Origin of the sequence: Desulfosporosinus sp. FKB (genome assembly GCF_002196705.1) — a bacterium.
Classification (GTDB): Bacteria; Bacillota; Desulfitobacteriia; order Desulfitobacteriales; family Desulfitobacteriaceae; genus Desulfosporosinus.
In genome coordinates this window covers 563,678-580,236 of record NZ_NADJ01000040.1, presented here as the reverse complement: position 1 = coordinate 580,236, position 16,559 = coordinate 563,678, and the positions used below count along the sequence as shown (strand labels likewise).

Annotated in this window: 12 protein-coding genes; 9 read left to right on the top strand and 3 right to left on the bottom strand. The window is 45.6% G+C overall.

Features of this window, described 5'->3' with window-relative positions; genetic code table 11:
• Positions 1 to 54: 54 nt before the first annotated feature.
• Entirely contained in the window at positions 55 to 747 is a 693-nt protein-coding gene (locus B5Y67_RS24270) for a DUF421 domain-containing protein (protein WP_088228946.1), read from the bottom strand.
• A 236-nt stretch (positions 748 to 983) separates the two neighbouring features.
• Here B5Y67_RS24270 and B5Y67_RS24265 point away from each other — a divergent pair, with 236 nt between their 5' ends.
• The 9 genes from B5Y67_RS24265 (at position 984) to B5Y67_RS24225 (ending at position 14,796) form a co-directional block, all read left to right on the top strand.
• Positions 984 to 2,135 (top strand): glycosyltransferase, encoded by a 1,152-nt coding sequence (locus B5Y67_RS24265; RefSeq protein WP_088228945.1) that lies wholly within the window; start codon positions 984 to 986, stop codon positions 2,133 to 2,135.
• 144 nt (positions 2,136 to 2,279) lie between these two features.
• Positions 2,280 to 3,569, top strand: a complete 1,290-nt coding sequence (locus tag B5Y67_RS24260; RefSeq protein ID WP_088228944.1) for a polysaccharide deacetylase family protein — start codon at positions 2,280 to 2,282, stop codon at positions 3,567 to 3,569.
• 287 nt (positions 3,570 to 3,856) lie between these two features.
• Positions 3,857 to 5,140, top strand: a complete 1,284-nt coding sequence (tig, locus tag B5Y67_RS24255) for a trigger factor (RefSeq protein ID WP_088228943.1) — start codon at positions 3,857 to 3,859, stop codon at positions 5,138 to 5,140.
• A gap of 39 nt (positions 5,141 to 5,179) precedes the next feature.
• Positions 5,180 to 6,445, top strand: a complete 1,266-nt coding sequence (gene clpX / locus B5Y67_RS24250) for an ATP-dependent Clp protease ATP-binding subunit ClpX (RefSeq protein WP_088228942.1) — start codon at positions 5,180 to 5,182, stop codon at positions 6,443 to 6,445.
• Between the two features lie 273 nt (positions 6,446 to 6,718).
• Positions 6,719 to 8,464 (top strand): ATP-dependent protease LonB, encoded by a 1,746-nt coding sequence (lonB, locus tag B5Y67_RS24245; RefSeq protein ID WP_088228941.1) that lies wholly within the window; start codon positions 6,719 to 6,721, stop codon positions 8,462 to 8,464.
• A gap of 73 nt (positions 8,465 to 8,537) precedes the next feature.
• Positions 8,538 to 10,958 (top strand): endopeptidase La, encoded by a 2,421-nt coding sequence (lon, locus tag B5Y67_RS24240; RefSeq protein ID WP_088228940.1) that lies wholly within the window; start codon positions 8,538 to 8,540, stop codon positions 10,956 to 10,958.
• Between the two features lie 24 nt (positions 10,959 to 10,982).
• Complete coding sequence (yihA, locus tag B5Y67_RS24235; RefSeq protein WP_088228939.1) at positions 10,983 to 11,573, top strand: ribosome biogenesis GTP-binding protein YihA/YsxC; 591 nt, start codon at positions 10,983 to 10,985, stop codon at positions 11,571 to 11,573.
• 1,073 nt (positions 11,574 to 12,646) lie between these two features.
• A complete protein-coding gene (locus B5Y67_RS24230; protein ID WP_088228938.1) occupies positions 12,647 to 13,456 on the top strand; it encodes a ParA family protein in 810 nt (269 codons plus the stop codon).
• Between the two features lie 341 nt (positions 13,457 to 13,797).
• Positions 13,798 to 14,796 carry a sodium:calcium antiporter gene (locus B5Y67_RS24225; protein ID WP_088228937.1) on the top strand — a complete coding sequence of 333 codons (999 nt, stop codon included), beginning with the start codon at positions 13,798 to 13,800 and terminating at the stop codon, positions 14,794 to 14,796.
• On the opposite strand, the gene B5Y67_RS24220 is transcribed toward B5Y67_RS24225, so the two are convergent.
• Positions 14,762 to 15,640, bottom strand: a complete 879-nt coding sequence (locus B5Y67_RS24220; protein WP_088228936.1) for a DMT family transporter — start codon at positions 15,638 to 15,640, stop codon at positions 14,762 to 14,764. The two genes, B5Y67_RS24225 and B5Y67_RS24220, sit on opposite strands and share 35 nt — an antisense overlap.
• 144 nt (positions 15,641 to 15,784) lie before the next feature.
• Positions 15,785 to 16,528 carry a LysM peptidoglycan-binding domain-containing protein gene (locus B5Y67_RS24215; protein ID WP_088228935.1) on the bottom strand — a complete coding sequence of 248 codons (744 nt, stop codon included), beginning with the start codon at positions 16,526 to 16,528 and terminating at the stop codon, positions 15,785 to 15,787.
• Between the last annotated feature and the right edge of the window lie 31 nt (positions 16,529 to 16,559).

The following is a 16,559-nucleotide window of genomic DNA, read 5'->3' as shown; positions in this document are numbered from 1 at the left end:
CGCAAAAAGTTTCACCTCGATATTTTTTCTTAATGATTTGGTTTTTGGTTCTATTTACTTGTTATTAATGTTAAAGCTGCTTTTAACTTGAACAAAGAGTGTATCCGAACTATCCAAAGAGGCCAAAAGGACGTCCTCTACACGGTCAATCTTTCGTTTCTTTAGTTCAGTCATTAGCCAGTTGAGATCTTTATTGCTTTGCTGCAGATTTTTCTGATTTAAAACTCCGTCCATGATCATTGTTAAGGGCAGTCCTTCATATTGAGTTTTCAGCATAAAATCCTTGGGAATTGTAGGCCGATTTTGAGATTTGGGAAAAACGCTTAGTTGTCCGTTTGTCTCTAAAACTGCAAATTCGACTTCGGAGATGTTGGGTACATTTTTAATGCGCAGTTCTTCAAGTAAATCAGTAAGGCTATAACGATTCTTTTTTAATTCATCTTCTAAGATTTTTCCCCGTTCGATAAGGACACTTGGTGTGCCGCAGATAATAGTCCTGGCTCGTTCGCTTTTTAAAGAAATCCAGGCGAGGGTGATGCCTGTTAGAAGCAGAACTAAAATGGGAATGATACCGCTAAGGAGAGGGACACCGATATTTTCACTTGGAATGGCAGCCAACTCCGAAATCATGATAATAACGACCAGTTCAAAAGGCTGCAGCTGACCTATTTCCCTTTTCCCCATTATACGAAGGGCTATAATAACTAAGGCATATAATATCAGAGTCCTAAGTACAACAATGATCATTTTCAATACTCCTTCTTGGACAATTTGACCATTAACGATTCCTTGCAAAAGGTATAGTTCCCGCAAATTTTGCCTGTTATCCCTTTTGCACAGCCATTCCTTTTCAGCGTTTCCACCATAATTTGGTGAATTGCCAGTTTCACGGTATAATGGTCAAAGAACAGAGTTTTTTGAGAGGGTTATTCTTCCTGTAACAAATCTAACAAACATACAGTCAAAAATGAGGAGGTTTGTTCGTGGAACACTTAAATGTGCTGATTTTTTCGGCGTCCTTTGGCGCTGGGCATGTTCGTGCCGCAGAGGCGATTATTGAAGCCCTGCGTGCTAAGGACCCGAACGTCAAAATTACCCACCTGGACTTTGGAGCTTTTTTAAGTAAGACATTTAATTCAGTTGTTAAAAATACTTATATTGAACTTATTAAACATACCCCCAGATTGTGGGGCAAGTTTTACTATCGGACGTCTAAGATTCCCCCGGATTCGTTATTTCAGCGCTTTTTAAATGGCTTGGGACGCCGCGAATTCGTGAGATTTATTCAGGTGCTGCAGCCTGACCTTGTAATTTGTACTTATCCGACAGTTGCAGGTGTTTTGGCTCAACAGAGGCTCCGCGGAGTTTTAAATGTTCCTTTGGTGACTGTTGTTACGGATTATGCGGTACATAGCCAATGGATTCACCCGGGGGTTGATCATTACATCGTAGGCTGTGAAGACGTTTATAAAGGGTTAGTGGCTCGGGGAATAAATCCCCAAACAATTCATATCTCCGGAATTCCGGTAAGTCCTAAGTTTGAATTTGAATTAGACCGTCGGATGATCTTGCAGAAGCTAACAATGAATCCAGAGCTGCCAACGGTCTTAGTAATGGGTGGAGCCTACGGAGTTTTAGGCGGTGCCAAATGGATTTGCAAAATTCTTTCCGAAGCCGCAATACCTCTTCAGACTATCGTAGTTTGCGGGCAGGACGAAAAATTATACAAGGCTTTGGATTCTTTAGTTGAGGACTGTAAGAATCCGCTGGTGCGTTTTGGTTTCGTTAACAATGTTGAGGAGTTAATGAGTGCGGCGGATATCATTATTACTAAGGCAGGCGGGCTTACAGTTTCGGAAGCTTTGACCAAACGGCTGCCGCTGGTAATTTTCAAACCTATTCCCGGTCAGGAAGAAGAGAACGCCTGCTATTTGGAGAAAATCGGGGCCGGCCGAGCGGCAGATAATGAAGAAGGGTTAGAGAAGATAATTTTTAGCCTTCTGCAGCATCCTGAGGCTGTAGAGCAAATGCGCCGGGCTGCGGCTCAAGCAGTTCCTGGCCGCGCTGCAGAGCGTGCCGTGGAAGGAATTCTGCGGCTTGTGGAAGAGCGGCGGAGTGCTCAAAGGATCGGCTAGAGTCCTCCTTCGCCGCTAAGTATTCCAATTGGGAAAGGCGGCTCGGCAATAATGTCCACTGGACATTATTGTATCTGAAGCCCCGATGTTCAGCTTTAGCGTAAGCGAGTTCACTAGTTAAGCTTAATGGTAGGGAGATAGATCATGGTTTGGGGAACTTTGGTGCTTGGTCTTATTTTAATAGGTGCGGCGATCTATACAATCATTCCTGACTTGTTTCTCCATCGTTGGGGAATCGGGAGCTGGAGACGACAATTCAGCCCGGGAGTCGCTCTTACCTTTGATGATGGTCCGGATCCGATGCTTACTCCCCGTTTGTTGGAAGTGCTAAAACGCCATAAGATCTCCGCAACCTTCTTCGTGATTGGCGAAAAGGCCGCTAAATATCCGGAATTGATTCAGCAGATGGTTGGGGAAGGACACCAAATTGGTGTTCATTCTTTCAGCCATCGTTATGCCTGGTTCACCTCCCCTCGGAAAACCAACCAGGAATGGACGGACAGTGTTCGTATCTTGGAGCAAATCCTCGGTCAAAAGATAACTTGGATGCGTCCGCCATGGGGAACTTTTAGTCTTGTGACCTGGCTGTGGCTCAAACGACATCATATGAGGGCAGTGTTGTGGAACGTGGAGGGTCACGATTGGGAGGTTCGGCGCTCACCTGAAGACATCGCGGCCCGAATTATGAAAAGGGTTAATGAAGGTTCAATCGTCGTGATGCATGACAGCGGCGGAGAAAGCGGAGCTCCGGAAAATACTCTGGCGGCCTTGGATTTATTAGCAGAACGAATTCCCCGCGACATGAAATTACCTTTTGTACCCCTGGACTTTCCGGACTGGTCCTTTGGTCAACGGCTGACCTTCAGAGTCTGGGAAAAATGGGAACACTATTACGCTAAAACACATCATGTAGACCGGGTTGACGATACTAATATTTTCCGTTTGGAAAAAACAATTTATGATGGACCGGAACTTTATTCTGAAGACGGACGGTTATTAGCGCAGAAAGGAGATCCGGCAGCGGAAATTCATATGGATAATATTCGGCTTCAGGCGAAAGGCCGGGATATGCAGAAAACGGCTCTTAAGGCCTTGCGTAAAGCTCGGATATCAATGCCGGACTTAGCCCGGTATATCGCGGATAATCCCAGATATGCCGACATTAAAGTGTTTGTGGGTGAGACGTTGCTCTATCGAGGGGTTAAGGGGTTTGGCTTTACGGTTCAGGATTTGCCGGATACGTGGAAGAGCAAGGGTATAGCCCTTCTGCAGATGATGATTATGCGTATCTATCATCCGGCAGGCAAAGAGCGCCAAAATGAACGTTTAGGCCATAAAACGAAGTTGGTTTGGATTAGCCGCGAAAAGTTACTTTCTTATGCCGCTGAGGATCTCAAATCCGCTAAAAAAATAGTTCATGACCTAAATTCCTGACTTGGATTTACCGGAGATCGAATATTTGATTACAAGGCCCAAGTCTGGTATAATTGGCTAGTGAATTTTTTAGAATCAATATTTGAACATTTAACGGGAACTTTGTGTTAAAGGGGGAACGATATGTTCCCCCTTAGGCGGATTTAAGCTATAATAGCTGAAACAAAACTTTTTTTGGATGTATTTGGCTTAAGCGGGGTTTGTAGTCTTGAAAAAAAGGTAAGACTATCCTAGTATCCCAACTTGCCTTGCACATAGAGTAATTAGTGTTTTAAGGGGGAGAACATATGTCAGTCTCTGTAGAAAACGTGGAAAAAAATGTAGTGGCTTTGCAAGTCACAGTTGAGGCAGAAAAATTTACGAATGCTGTCAACCAAGCCGCCAAAAATTTGGCTAAAAAGGTGAATGTTCCTGGGTTCCGTAAAGGAAAAGCTCCTCGCCGGATGATAGAACTTCAAGTGGGCAAAGCAGCTCTCTATGATGAAGCCCTCGATCATGTTATTGGACCAGCTTATGCTCAAGCTGTTGAGGAAAGCGGAATTAACCCTGTTGACCGGCCTGATGTGGAATTGGTTCAAATCGAAGAAGGCAAGGAACTGATCTTTAAAGCCAAAGTTGTTGTACGCCCGGAAGTTATTTTGGGTGAATATAAAGGGTTAAGTGTTGAACAAGATGTTGCCGGCGTTACTGAAGAAGAAATTATGGAAGAATTAAAGGGCAGACAGCAGCAGCATGCTAGACTCTTGCCAATAGAAGATGGTAAAATTGAAGAGGGAGATATTGTCACCCTTAACTTTGAGGGCTTCAAAGGTGACGAGCCTTTTGCCGGCGGCAAAGCTGAGAATTATGAACTCGTGATTGGTTCGGGAACGTTTATTCCCGGTTTTGAAGAAGGCCTTATTGGTGCAGAGATCGGTCAGGATCTTGATGTCAACGTTACCTTCCCAGATGAATATCATAGTGCAGAGCTAGCAGGGCAAAATGCTGTTTTTAAATGTCATGTCAATAAAATCCAGCGTAAAGAGCTTTCGCCTTTAGATGATGAATTTGCAAAAGATGTTAGTGAATTTGATACTCTGGATGAATTGAAAAACGATTTGCGGAATAAATTAATGAAGATCGCTGAATCAAAAGTTAAAGATGATCACCTTAAAGCGATTATTTCCAAAGTAGTTGACAATGCCAGCGTTGAAATTCCAGAAGTAATGTTTAACCAACGAATTGATGAGATGTTCGAGGAATTAAACACGAGCCTTATTCAGCAGGGAATGAACATGGATCAGTATTATCAATTTACGAATTCTTCCGAAGAAATTATGCGTGAACGATTACGCCCTCAAGCCGTAGAAAGCGTTAAAAGAGATTTAGTTTTAGAAGCTGTTGCAAAAACAGAAGGAATTACGGTTACGGAAGACGAAGTAAATGAGGGACTAAAAAGTCTTGGGGAGCGTTTTAAACAAGACCCTGCGTCGCTCAAACAATCCCTTCTAGAGCGTGGACAGATGGAGTTCTATAAGCAAAGTTTGATTCAGGAAAAAACTGTCAACTTCTTAGTGGAACAGAATGCCTAAGCGCCTTAGAGGGAAATTCTGAGGTATAGAGGTGAGAGGATGGCAAAGTACACCGACGACAAAAATCAACTGAAGTGTTCATTTTGCGGTAAAACTCAGGAACAAGTCAAGAAACTGGTTGCCGGCCCGGGTGTTTATATTTGCGATGAATGTATTGAACTTTGCAATGAAATTATTGAGGAAGAACTCACAGACGACCTCGGCGTTGAAATTGGTGAGATCTTAAAGCCTAAGGAAATCCGGGCTATTATTGATCAATATGTTATTGGTCAAGAAGAAGCGAAAAAGGCACTTTCCGTAGCGGTATATAATCATTATAAGCGTATTAATCTTGGCATGAAAATTGATGATGTAGAACTACAGAAGTCCAATATTATTATGCTTGGCCCAACGGGTTCGGGAAAAACTTTGCTGGCCTCGACTCTAGCTAAGGTTCTTAATGTTCCCTTTGCTATCGCCGATGCCACCTCGCTTACAGAAGCCGGTTATGTAGGTGAGGACGTCGAAAATATTCTCTTGAAATTAATTCAAGCAGCTGATTACGACGTCGAAAAAGCTGAAAAAGGTATTGTCTATATTGATGAAATCGATAAAATTGCCCGTAAGTCTGAAAATCCTTCCATTACCAGAGATGTATCCGGCGAAGGTGTTCAGCAGGCGTTGCTCAAGATCCTTGAGGGAACTGTTGCCAGTGTTCCTCCGCAAGGCGGGCGCAAGCATCCCCACCAGGAATTTATCCAGTTAGACACGACAAATATCTTGTTTATTGTGGGCGGAGCTTTTGATGGCATCGAAAAGATTATTCAAAACCGTGCCGGCGAAAAAACCATGGGTTTTGGGGCTAATATCAAAAATAAAAAGGATATGAAAATTGGGGAAGTCCTTAAACAAATTTTACCAGCTGACCTGCAAAAGTACGGTCTTATTCCCGAATTTGTGGGACGTCTTCCGGTCATCGTAACGTTGGAAGCTTTAGATGAACCCGCCTTGGTTCGAATTCTGACAGAACCGAAAAATGCTTTGGTTAAACAGTATCAAAAACTGATGGAATTAGATGGTGTTACGCTGGAATTTAAAGACTCAGCTCTTACATCCATTGCCAGTGAGGCGATACGACGCAATACCGGAGCTCGGGGCTTGAGAGCCATTGTGGAAGAGCTTATGCTTAACGTCATGTATGATCTTCCTTCACGCACAGATGTTACGAAGTGCGTCGTTACCCAGGAAGTGGTTCAGAAGAAGGAAGAGCCGGTGCTCGTTATGGCAGACAAGGTAAAAAAAGGTAAGAAAGAAGAATCTGCCTAATATTCAAAGCTTGAACAAGCTAATCGAGCTATAACAGATTAATATTCTTTAAGAACGTTGAGGCTGCAATAAAACTGGTTATTCCAGTTTTATTGCAGCCTTTTTATGAGAACAAGTGGGAGTGGTTCCCATACCTTCTTTCGTCACCGATGCACCAGTGTTTGGCTTTAGTTGAATAGGTTATTTATTTTGCGGACTTTGTGAAAGAAAATGTTTGAATTTCAGCCTGCTGGCAATACTATCAGTGAGAAAAAACTGAGAGGGAATGAGTATATGAGTGGACTGAGCGGAATAGTCATGGTCGTTCAGTTGGTTTTCGCTGTTGTCATCGGGCTGTATTTTTGGGGAATGCTCAAGTCACAACAGGGGAATAAAATCTCCGTTGAACGCGAATCACGTAAAGAACTTGAAAAACTGCAGAAGATGCGCAAAATTGCCTTAACAACGCCTTTGGCTGAAAAAACTCGCCCTGCACATTTTGACGAGATCATCGGGCAAAAAGAAGGAATCAAGGCCTTGAGAGCGGCTCTTTGCGGTCCTAATCCGCAGCATGTCTTGATTTATGGAGCTCCGGGCGTCGGAAAAACTGCGGCGGCGCGCCTGATTTTAGAAGAGGCTAAGAAAAACCCCCTGTCTCCGTTTAATGAAAATGCTTGCTTCACTGAGATTGACGGGGCGACAGCACGCTTTGACGAACGGGGGATAGCTGATCCTTTGATTGGTTCAGTTCATGACCCTATTTACCAAGGGGCTGGAGCTATGGGTTTGGCCGGAATCCCTCAACCGAAACAGGGTGCTGTGACCAAAGCTCATGGAGGCATTTTATTTATTGATGAGATTGGCGAGCTTCATCCAATTCAGATCAATAAGCTCTTGAAAGTTCTGGAAGATCGTAAAGTAATCCTGGAAAGCGCCTATTATAGTTCAGAGGACCCAAATATTCCTCAGCATATTCATGATATCTTCCAGAATGGCCTTCCGGCAGATTTTCGTCTTGTTGGGGCTACTACCCGCAGCCCGGAGGAAATCCCGCCGGCCATACGCTCTCGCTGTATGGAGGTTTATTTTCGCGGTTTGCTTCCTGATGAAATCTCCGAGATTGCTCGCGTAGCTGCAGCGAAAATGGATATATTGTTTACTCCCGAGGCTATTGAAGTTATCAAACAGTATGCGTCCAACGGACGAGAAGCGGTCAATATGGTCCAATTAGCTGCAGGGGTCGCATTAACAGACTGTCTGAAGCAAGTTGACGTAGAAATCGTGGAATGGGTGGTAACGACAGGACAATATACTCCCCGTCCTGAGAGGAAAGTTCCCACAGAAGCCGGCGTTGGTGTTGTTAACGGCCTTGCCGTTTATGGACCTAATATGGGTGCTCTCTTAGAACTTGAAGTAACGGCACTGCCTGTTGCTCCCGGCACAGGAACTCTTCTGGTCACAGGTATTGTTGAGGAAGAGGAACAAGGAAATGCCGGGAAAAAGATTAGGCGTAAAAGCATGGCACGCAGTTCGGTCGAAAACGTTCTTACGGTTTTAAGACGACAATTGGGGATTCAGCCCGGCAACTATGACCTCCATGTCAACTTTCCCGGCGGCGCCCCTATAGACGGGCCTTCTGCAGGGATTGCCATTGCCACGGCAACGGCTTCCGCAATTCTGCAGCAAAACGTGGATAACTACCTGGCGATGACAGGGGAACTGTCCATTCGGGGAAGAGTAAAACCCATCGGCGGGGTTACGGCCAAGATTGAAGCGGCCAGACAGGCGGGATGCAAACGGGTTTTAATTCCCAAGGAAAATTGGCAGGAACGTTTTGCCGAATATGAAGGCGAAATTGAGATAATTCCGGTTGAGGAGCTTTCTGAAGTTTTGAAACTTGCCCTTCGTTCGGAGATTAAGCTGGAGAAAACAGAAATGCGTCCGCCCCTTGAAGAAGTATTAAGCTGTTTAGATTTTGCGGTAAATAAAGTGGTTAATAATGCCGCAGTAAATTTGCCTGAACGAGGCAAAACATGTTAGAATAGTTAATGATAAGTTTGGCACACTAGCTTTAGTGTGTCTTTTTCTATAGATCTATTAGGGGGGGATATTAATGAGCAAAGAGCGTGAATTACCATTACTCCCGCTGCGTGGAATTCTAGTCTTTCCATATATGGTTATTCACCTTGACGTCGGTAGAGAGCGTTCTATGGCAGCTATTGAAGAAGCTATGCTGGGAGATCGGATTATTCTCTTAACCTCTCAAAAAGAGACGGAAATTGATTCTCCTACGACGGCTGATTTGTACACCATGGGGACGGTTGCGGAAATTAAACAGCTCCTTAAACTTCCAGGGGGCACCATGCGTGTTTTAGTTGAGGGGATCGCTCGAGGTCATGTGCTCGAATTTCTTCAAGAGGAGCCTTATTTTAAAGTTCGAGTTGAGGAATTAACTGAGAAGAAGAAAGCTATGTCCACCGAAACTGAAACCTTAGTTCGGGGAATGACCCATCAATTTGAGGAATATGCCAAACTCAGTAAACGTGTACCTGTTGAAACCCTGGGAACTGTTTTAGCAGTGGAGGAGCCGGGGCAGCTAACGGATATAATCGCTTCGCATCTTAATCTCAAAGTTCCTGACAAGCAAACGATCTTAGAAGCTTTAGAAATTGACGAGCGTATTGAACGTTTGACAGAGCTTATCATGCGTGAGATTGAGATTATGGAATTGGAACGCCGCATTGGTTTACGAGTCCGTAAACAGATGGACAAAGCTCAAAAGGAATATTATTTGCGCGAGCAGATTAAGGCGATCCAGAAAGAGTTAGGCGATAAGGATGAGCGTCAAGTTGAAGCTGATGAATACCGCGAAAAGGTGGCCAAAGCCAAATGCCCTAAAGAAGTTGAGCAAAAGGCATTAAAGGAAATTGAACGTTTGGAAAAAATGCCTCCTTCTTCGGCAGAAGGTACGGTTGTGCGCACATATTTGGATTGGCTCCTGGTACTTCCCTGGACCAAAACCACCAGGGATAAAATAGACTTGGCTAAGGCTGAGGGTATACTTAACGAAGATCACTATGGCTTGGAGAAAGTCAAAGAACGTATTTTAGAGTTCTTGGCGATTCGCAAACTGACGCCCAAAATGAAAAGCCCGATTCTCTGTTTAGTGGGGCCTCCCGGAGTCGGCAAGACATCCCTGGCGAAATCTATTGCCAGGTCATTAGATCGTAAGTTTGTCCGTATGTCCCTGGGCGGATTAAGGGATGAAGCCGAGATCAGGGGACATCGCCGTACTTATATCGGAGCTTTGCCGGGACGAATTATTCAGGGGATTCGCACAGCAGGGACACGCAATTCCGTCTTCCTTTTGGATGAAATTGATAAGATGTCTTCAGATTTTCGTGGTGATCCGGCATCCGCGCTTCTTGAAGTGCTGGATCCAGAGCAAAATGCCAATTTTACAGATCATTATCTGGAAGTTCCTTTTGATTTGTCACAGACCTTTTTCGTTTTAACGGCGAACAACTTAGATACGATCCCGCGCCCCCTTTTGGATCGTATGGAAGTTATTTCAATAAGCGGATATACCGAGGACGAAAAGGTTAATATCGCTAAGCGTTACCTCGTGCCTAAACAAATGAAAGTTCACGGAGTTAAGGATGAAGTGTTCACCATGGACGAGGAAATACTGCTAAAACTTATTCAGAACTATACCCGGGAGTCCGGAGTACGTAATTTAGAGCGACAAATTGCTAATGTCTGCCGGAAGATTGCCGTTCGTGTGGTGAAGGAAGACTGGGAACCCCATGCTTTGACTCCTGAGGATATCGAGAATGCCTTAGGGGCACCCCGTTATCATTTCCAAGTAGCGGCTAAAGCTCCTGAGATCGGGGCAGTAACGGGACTGGCCTTTACTGAAGTCGGCGGAGTTGTGCTGACTATTGAAGTAACTCCGTTGCCCGGTAAGGGGAATTTAACCCTGACTGGAAAACTGGGAGATGTCATGAAGGAGTCTGCTCAAGCGGCCTGGACCTTTATCAGGGCCTATGCTTTAGAGTTAGGGATTGAACAGGATTTCTATGAGCATACCGATCTTCATATTCACGTGCCGGAAGGCGCTGTCCCCAAAGATGGTCCGTCAGCCGGTATTACGATGGCTACTGCAATGGCTTCTGCTCTTTCCAAACGTGCCGTTCGTGCCGATTTGGCGATGACCGGGGAAATAACCCTCAGAGGCAATGTTTTGCCCATCGGCGGAGTGAAAGAGAAAGTTCTGGCCGCCCATCGGGCCGGTATAAAAGTGGTCTTGCTTCCTGAGGAGAACCGTAAGGACATGGAAGAAGTTCCGGAGAAGGTTCGCAAACTTTTGGAATTCCACTTTGTCAGCCGCATCGAAGAAGTTCTGAAACTGGCGCTGCTTCCTTTAGCACAATCCGATGAGGTTAACAATAATGACTCGAGACATACTGTTTATGGAGGTAAGGGAGTGCCTGTGGGCGATAGCGGACCAGGAGAGCGCCCGGTAGTGTCTTAATTTTTTTAAAGGGACGATGAGGTTTTGATTGTTATTCGCAAAGCCGAATATGTGGCATCAGCAGTTAAATATGAACAGTATCCAACAGGAGGTTTGCCCGAAATCGCCATGGCCGGGCGGTCTAATGTCGGCAAGTCCTCCTTAATCAATCGCTTTTTAGGCCGGCGAAATTTGGCGCGAACGGGGAACACGCCGGGGAAGACTCAGACTCTCAACTTTTACCGTGTCAATGATGCTTGGTTCCTCGTGGATTTGCCCGGTTATGGGTATGCCAAAGTGGCCAAGTCGGTTAATGCCCAATGGGGCTCTATGATGGGAACCTATTTCAAAAAGCGGGAGGCTCTGCGCGCTGTGATTCAAATTGTCGATATCCGGCATGCACCCAGCCGCGAGGATGTTGAAATGCATCAATGGCTGCGGCTGAGGCAGGTCCCGACGATGGTTGTTGCGACAAAAGCGGATAAGATTTCCCGGGGACAGTGGCTTAAGCATTTGACGGTTATAGCCAAGGCTCTGGAGGTTGATGATGCATCGATGATTCTGCCCTTTTCCGCGCAGACGGGGGCTGGGGTGGAGGAGCTGAATGAGTCGCTCTCCGAGATGGGACTTGTGTGACACAGCCCCCAGTCATACGTTCGCAGAGCAAACTACCGTTCAAGCGACTGGCTTTGGGGGGCGGGGTTCATCCTACGGCGATTAGTATTTTTTGAAGAACCCGCCTCCGGCGATAATCTCCACTGGAGATTATCGTGCCATAAGCGCCGTCCATGGCGCTATGGCGGCGGCGCACGTCCTATGCGCCGCCCCGCGTCTGGGGTCGGTCGCTTTCGCGGAGTTTGCTGGTCTGCTCACGTAAAGACGTCGGGCTTGTGTCACACTGCGTCCTGCTATGGGGTCGCGGGGGACGTTTGGGAGACGGCACATTTCATGTGCAATGCGTCTGTAGTACTGTTTTTGTTTTGGTCAGTCTGAAAAGAAAGGTTCAGCTCCAATCTTAGGGGAGTTGGGCTTTTCTTTTTTGTGGCTGTGCTTGTGACGGTGGCGTGTTAAGGGGACGGTCCTTTTGACACGCTTTGTCTGGGGGCGGTCGCATTCACGGAGTTTGCTCGTTTTCTCACGTAAGGACGTCGGGCTTGTGTCACAGTGCATCCTGCTATGGGGTCGCGGGGGACGTTATGGAGACGGCACATTTCATGTGCAATCGTCTGTAGTACTGTTTTTGTTGTGGGCAGTCTGATAAGAAGAGTTCAGCTTCAAGCTTGTGTGGGAGTTGGGCTTTTCTTTTTTGTGGCTGTGTGTGTGACGGAGGCGTGTGAGAGGTGGATGTGATGGTGGGACGGTCCTTTTGACACGCTTTGTCTGGGGGCGGTCGCTTTCACGGAGTTTGCTCGTTTTCTCACGTAAGGACGTCGGGCTTGTGTCACACTGCGTCCTGCTATGGGGTCCGGTAGAGACGTTTGGAAGACGGCACATTTCATGTGCTATCGTCTATGTACTGGTTTTGTTTATAGCTAGGCCGATAAGAAAAGCTCGGCTTATACACATTGTCGTTCGGTCTTATACATATCAGTTTTAAGATTATCTGTTGAATGCAGGTTTTCCCTTTAACTAAAAGTAACAAGTATATACACTCGACCTTATATATGGTAAAATATACCAGTATACAACTGTTAAAGGGGATGTGTGGCATGAATAGGGATAGAAGATCAGGAAAATCTATGAAAGCGATAAAAACTGCACGTATCATTGCCGTTGCATCACAAAAAGGTGGAGTTGGCAAGACGGCTACTGTTACAAACATGGCCGTAGGGTTGGTTAGTCTCGGATATAAGACGGCTATTATTGACATGGACGCTCAAGGGCACATCGCATTTTCCTTCGGGATTAAGAAAATTAATATAAAGAAAACCATTTATGATGTTTTAATTGGTAAAGCAAAAATGAGTGAAATCAAGCAAAATGCCTTTGGTGTGGATTTGTACTTATCAAACACTTTTTTGAATGATCTAACTCCGATTGTGATGGCGCATTCTAATGACAAGCGATTTCCTGCTCCTAATTATCTTTTGAAAAATGCAATTGGTCAGATAAAAGCTCTCTATGATTATATTTTAATTGATACTTCACCGAGTAATGATCTGCAAACGATGAATTCCCTGTTAGCATCTACGGATATCATCATCCCTGCACTTCCGGAGGGTTTAGCTATTGATGGCGTCTATGACACGATTAACCTTGTCAAGCGTATCCGGGCACAAGGTGCGAAGATAAATATTTTAGGGGTATTACCAACAATGGTTCAGGATTATACAAACCTTCATAATGTAATGCTGCAAAATTTACGGAAATCTTTTGCTGAAAACTCGGATATAAAGGTTTTTGACACTGTGATCAAACGGGCTATTCGGCATGGAATAGCTCAAAGTAACGGTTTGCCTAACATCAAAAATGCTCCGGAGTATCTTTCTTTTGTAAAAGAGGTATTTTCCATAGCTTGAGTGAAGGCTGCTGTTCTCATGTAAAGACGTCTGGCTTGTGTCATCATATTGAATTTTGCTATCAAGTCAGGGAGAGTCGGCACATTCATGTGAAGTTTGTCTGTAATACTGTTTGTGTGTGAGTCGGGGGGGACGGTCCTTTTGACACGTTAAGGCGTGTTAAGAGGACCGTCCCTTTGACACTTTTGGGACATGCTTTTGGCAATAAAAAAGGCTCAACTTCAATTGAGCTTTTCTTGTTTATGCTTGAAAGTTCTCGTTATAAATGTATAGGCAACCTCGTATAGTTACAGTAAGGAATGTCTCAGGGGTTTAAGCGGGGATGAAGGGGGGAGAGGGGCTTGAGGGATGTCATAATGCTCGTAGTAAGCTTAGGGATAATTCTTGTTGGCGCGGAAGCCTTTACGAATAGTATTGAGTGGCTGGGACAAAAGCTGAAGCTTGGGGCGGGGGCTGTGGGGAGTCTTTTGGCGGCTGTGGGGACGGCTTTGCCGGAGACGGTTGTTCCGATTATTGCTTTCCTTGGTTTTCGGGAAGGAACTGAGGGATCGGATATTGGGATTGGGGCGATTCTTGGGGCGCCTTTTATGCTCTCAACGTTGGCGTTTTTTATAACCGGACTGGCTGCTCTTTTATTTCGCCGGAGCAATGATCCCTTAAAGCTTGATACTAAGGTTGTTCAGCGTGATCTGCAATTTTTTCTTTTCGTATTTACAATTGCTATTTTAGCGTCCTTTTTAGGAAACCAGAATTACAAAACTATTGCTGCCGGGTCTTTGGTTTTAGCCTATGTGATTTACGTTGTTTTAACCTTGCGTTCCAATCGGGGCGGGCATAAGGCGGAAAAATTGGCCTCTCTTTACATGGCGCGCAAAGCGGATGATCCTAAGATGACGGCTATTCTGCTGCAGATCACCATGGCTTTGGTTGCTATTGTCTTTGGGGCCCATGGTTTTGTCAATGCTGTTCAGCCTATTGCAGCCGATTTGGGGATTCCGGTTTTTGTACTTTCCTTGATTATAACTCCTGTGGCGACGGAGCTGCCGGAGAAGTTTAACAGTGTCCTTTGGATTATGCGCGGCAAGGATACCTTGGCTATAGGGAATTTAACAGGAGCGATGGTTTTTCAAAGTTCCGTTATTCCTGCTATTGGCATTGCTTTGACCTCCTGGAAATTAGATACGTTAGCTCTTTGGAGTGCTTTTCTGGCGGTTGGCTCAGCGATGATTCCGGTTTTTTCGCTTCGCCGTAAAGGAGCGATTCATCCTACGGGTCTTCTCATGGGAGGAGTCTTTTATCTGATGTTTATTTTGACGGTGCTGCGCTTTCCGAACCGCTGAATTCGGCGATAATCATGCCTGCCAGAACCAATCCTGCCCCGATTAAGCCTTTAAGGGTGAGTACTTCTCCCGCCAGGAAATAGGCCGCTAGGCCGGCAAAGACGGGTTCCATCGAGAAGATGATAGCCGTATGGGTGGAGGTTGTGAATTGTTGCATTTTCGATTGGACGAAAAAGGCAAGGGAAGTGGCTGGAATGGCAGTTATGAGCAGTCCTGACCAGGCTGCCATTGTGAAATGCAGTGGGGGTTGGGGTAAAATCAGGGAGAAAAAGCCGCTTAAAACGCTGACTGTAAGGATTTGAAAAGCGGCGAGTACGGTTGCGTTGGTATCGGGAGCAAAACGTCCGACCAAGAATATGTGCAGGGCAAAGCTGACGGCGCAGATCAGAACCATGAGGTCCCCTTTGTTAAACTGTAAACGGTCTCCCAGGGAGAGCAATGCTAAGCCGACTAAAGCACTTAAGACTCCCAGGATCAAACTGGGACGAGGAATTTTCTTTGTTGTTATGGTGACTAAGGTAGGGACTATGACGACGGAAAGTCCGGTTATAAAACCGGCATTGGAGACAGATGTGTATTGCAGGCCGATGGTTTGCCAGATGTAGCCGGAAGCAAGAAAGACGCCGACGGCCATTCCTTTGAGGATGTTTTTTTTGGAGATATGAGCTCTTTGCAGCCAGAGGAAAGGCAGCAAGCTGATGAAGGCGAGAAAAAAACGTATTGCGAGAAAGGGAAAGGGCGGCAGATCGGCGATAGCCCATTTAACGACGACAAAGGTCAAGCCCCAAACGAAAGCCACGAGCAGTAGCGAAAAATCAGCCCCTTGAGTACGAGTTATTTTCAAGTCGGTTCAGCCCCTTTACATGCTTTAAAGTGAAAAGGCCGCGGCGTATTGAGACGCAACGGCCTTTCTGCTGTTACAGATTGTCTTGCCTGATAATCACGCAATTATAGTATAGCGGAACTTACCTGAACTGAAAAGAAAAAGTTAGCCTCGGGCTCCATCAGGGGGTCCCGATTGTTCTGGCGGATCAGGATCCTCAGAGGGGGTATAAGCGGGATCGGGAGAGCAAGGGGGCGGTGGCGGGCAGGCACAATTGCTGCAGAATTGTTCCTTTGCTTGGCAGAACAGATAATAATGTCGCTCTTCATCGCATGCTATTTCCGTTAAAATTTCCTGAATTTCCGGGATGGGGATCTTTTTGGCCAGTTCAAGATAGAGACGATGGGCTTTGGCTTCGTCTTCAATATTTGCGTCAAGGAGCGCACAAAGCTCACTAGTATAGTTGATAAAACGGGAGCGCCAGTCAACCCAGTGACCGCTGCTCAAGGCCCCGTACCTGGGATCGACACCAAGATGGCGTAAAGCAAGGGCTAGCTTTTCCAAATGGCGGAGTTCATCATAAGCGATGGGCCTTAATAAGGCGTCAAATTCCGGACGATCAAGCAATACGGCCTGGTAAAGATATGTGGTAATAGCGGTTAGTTCCGAATCTGTACCCGCATAAGCATCGTAGAGCCAAATGGCATATGTAAAATTTGGCTCAGGTATTTCTCCCGGTACTGGTTCTAGAGTTTTTGTAATTGGAAGCAATAGTATTTGACCGGCATAAATACGATCGGGATGTTTTAAATGATTGAGCTGAATAATCTCGGACATTTCAACTGAGTATGCTTTAGAGATTTTATAAATGGTATCCCCTGCTCGCACAACATAGCGTGCATAATCCATAAGGACTCCTCCTTTTGCTACGGCATAATAC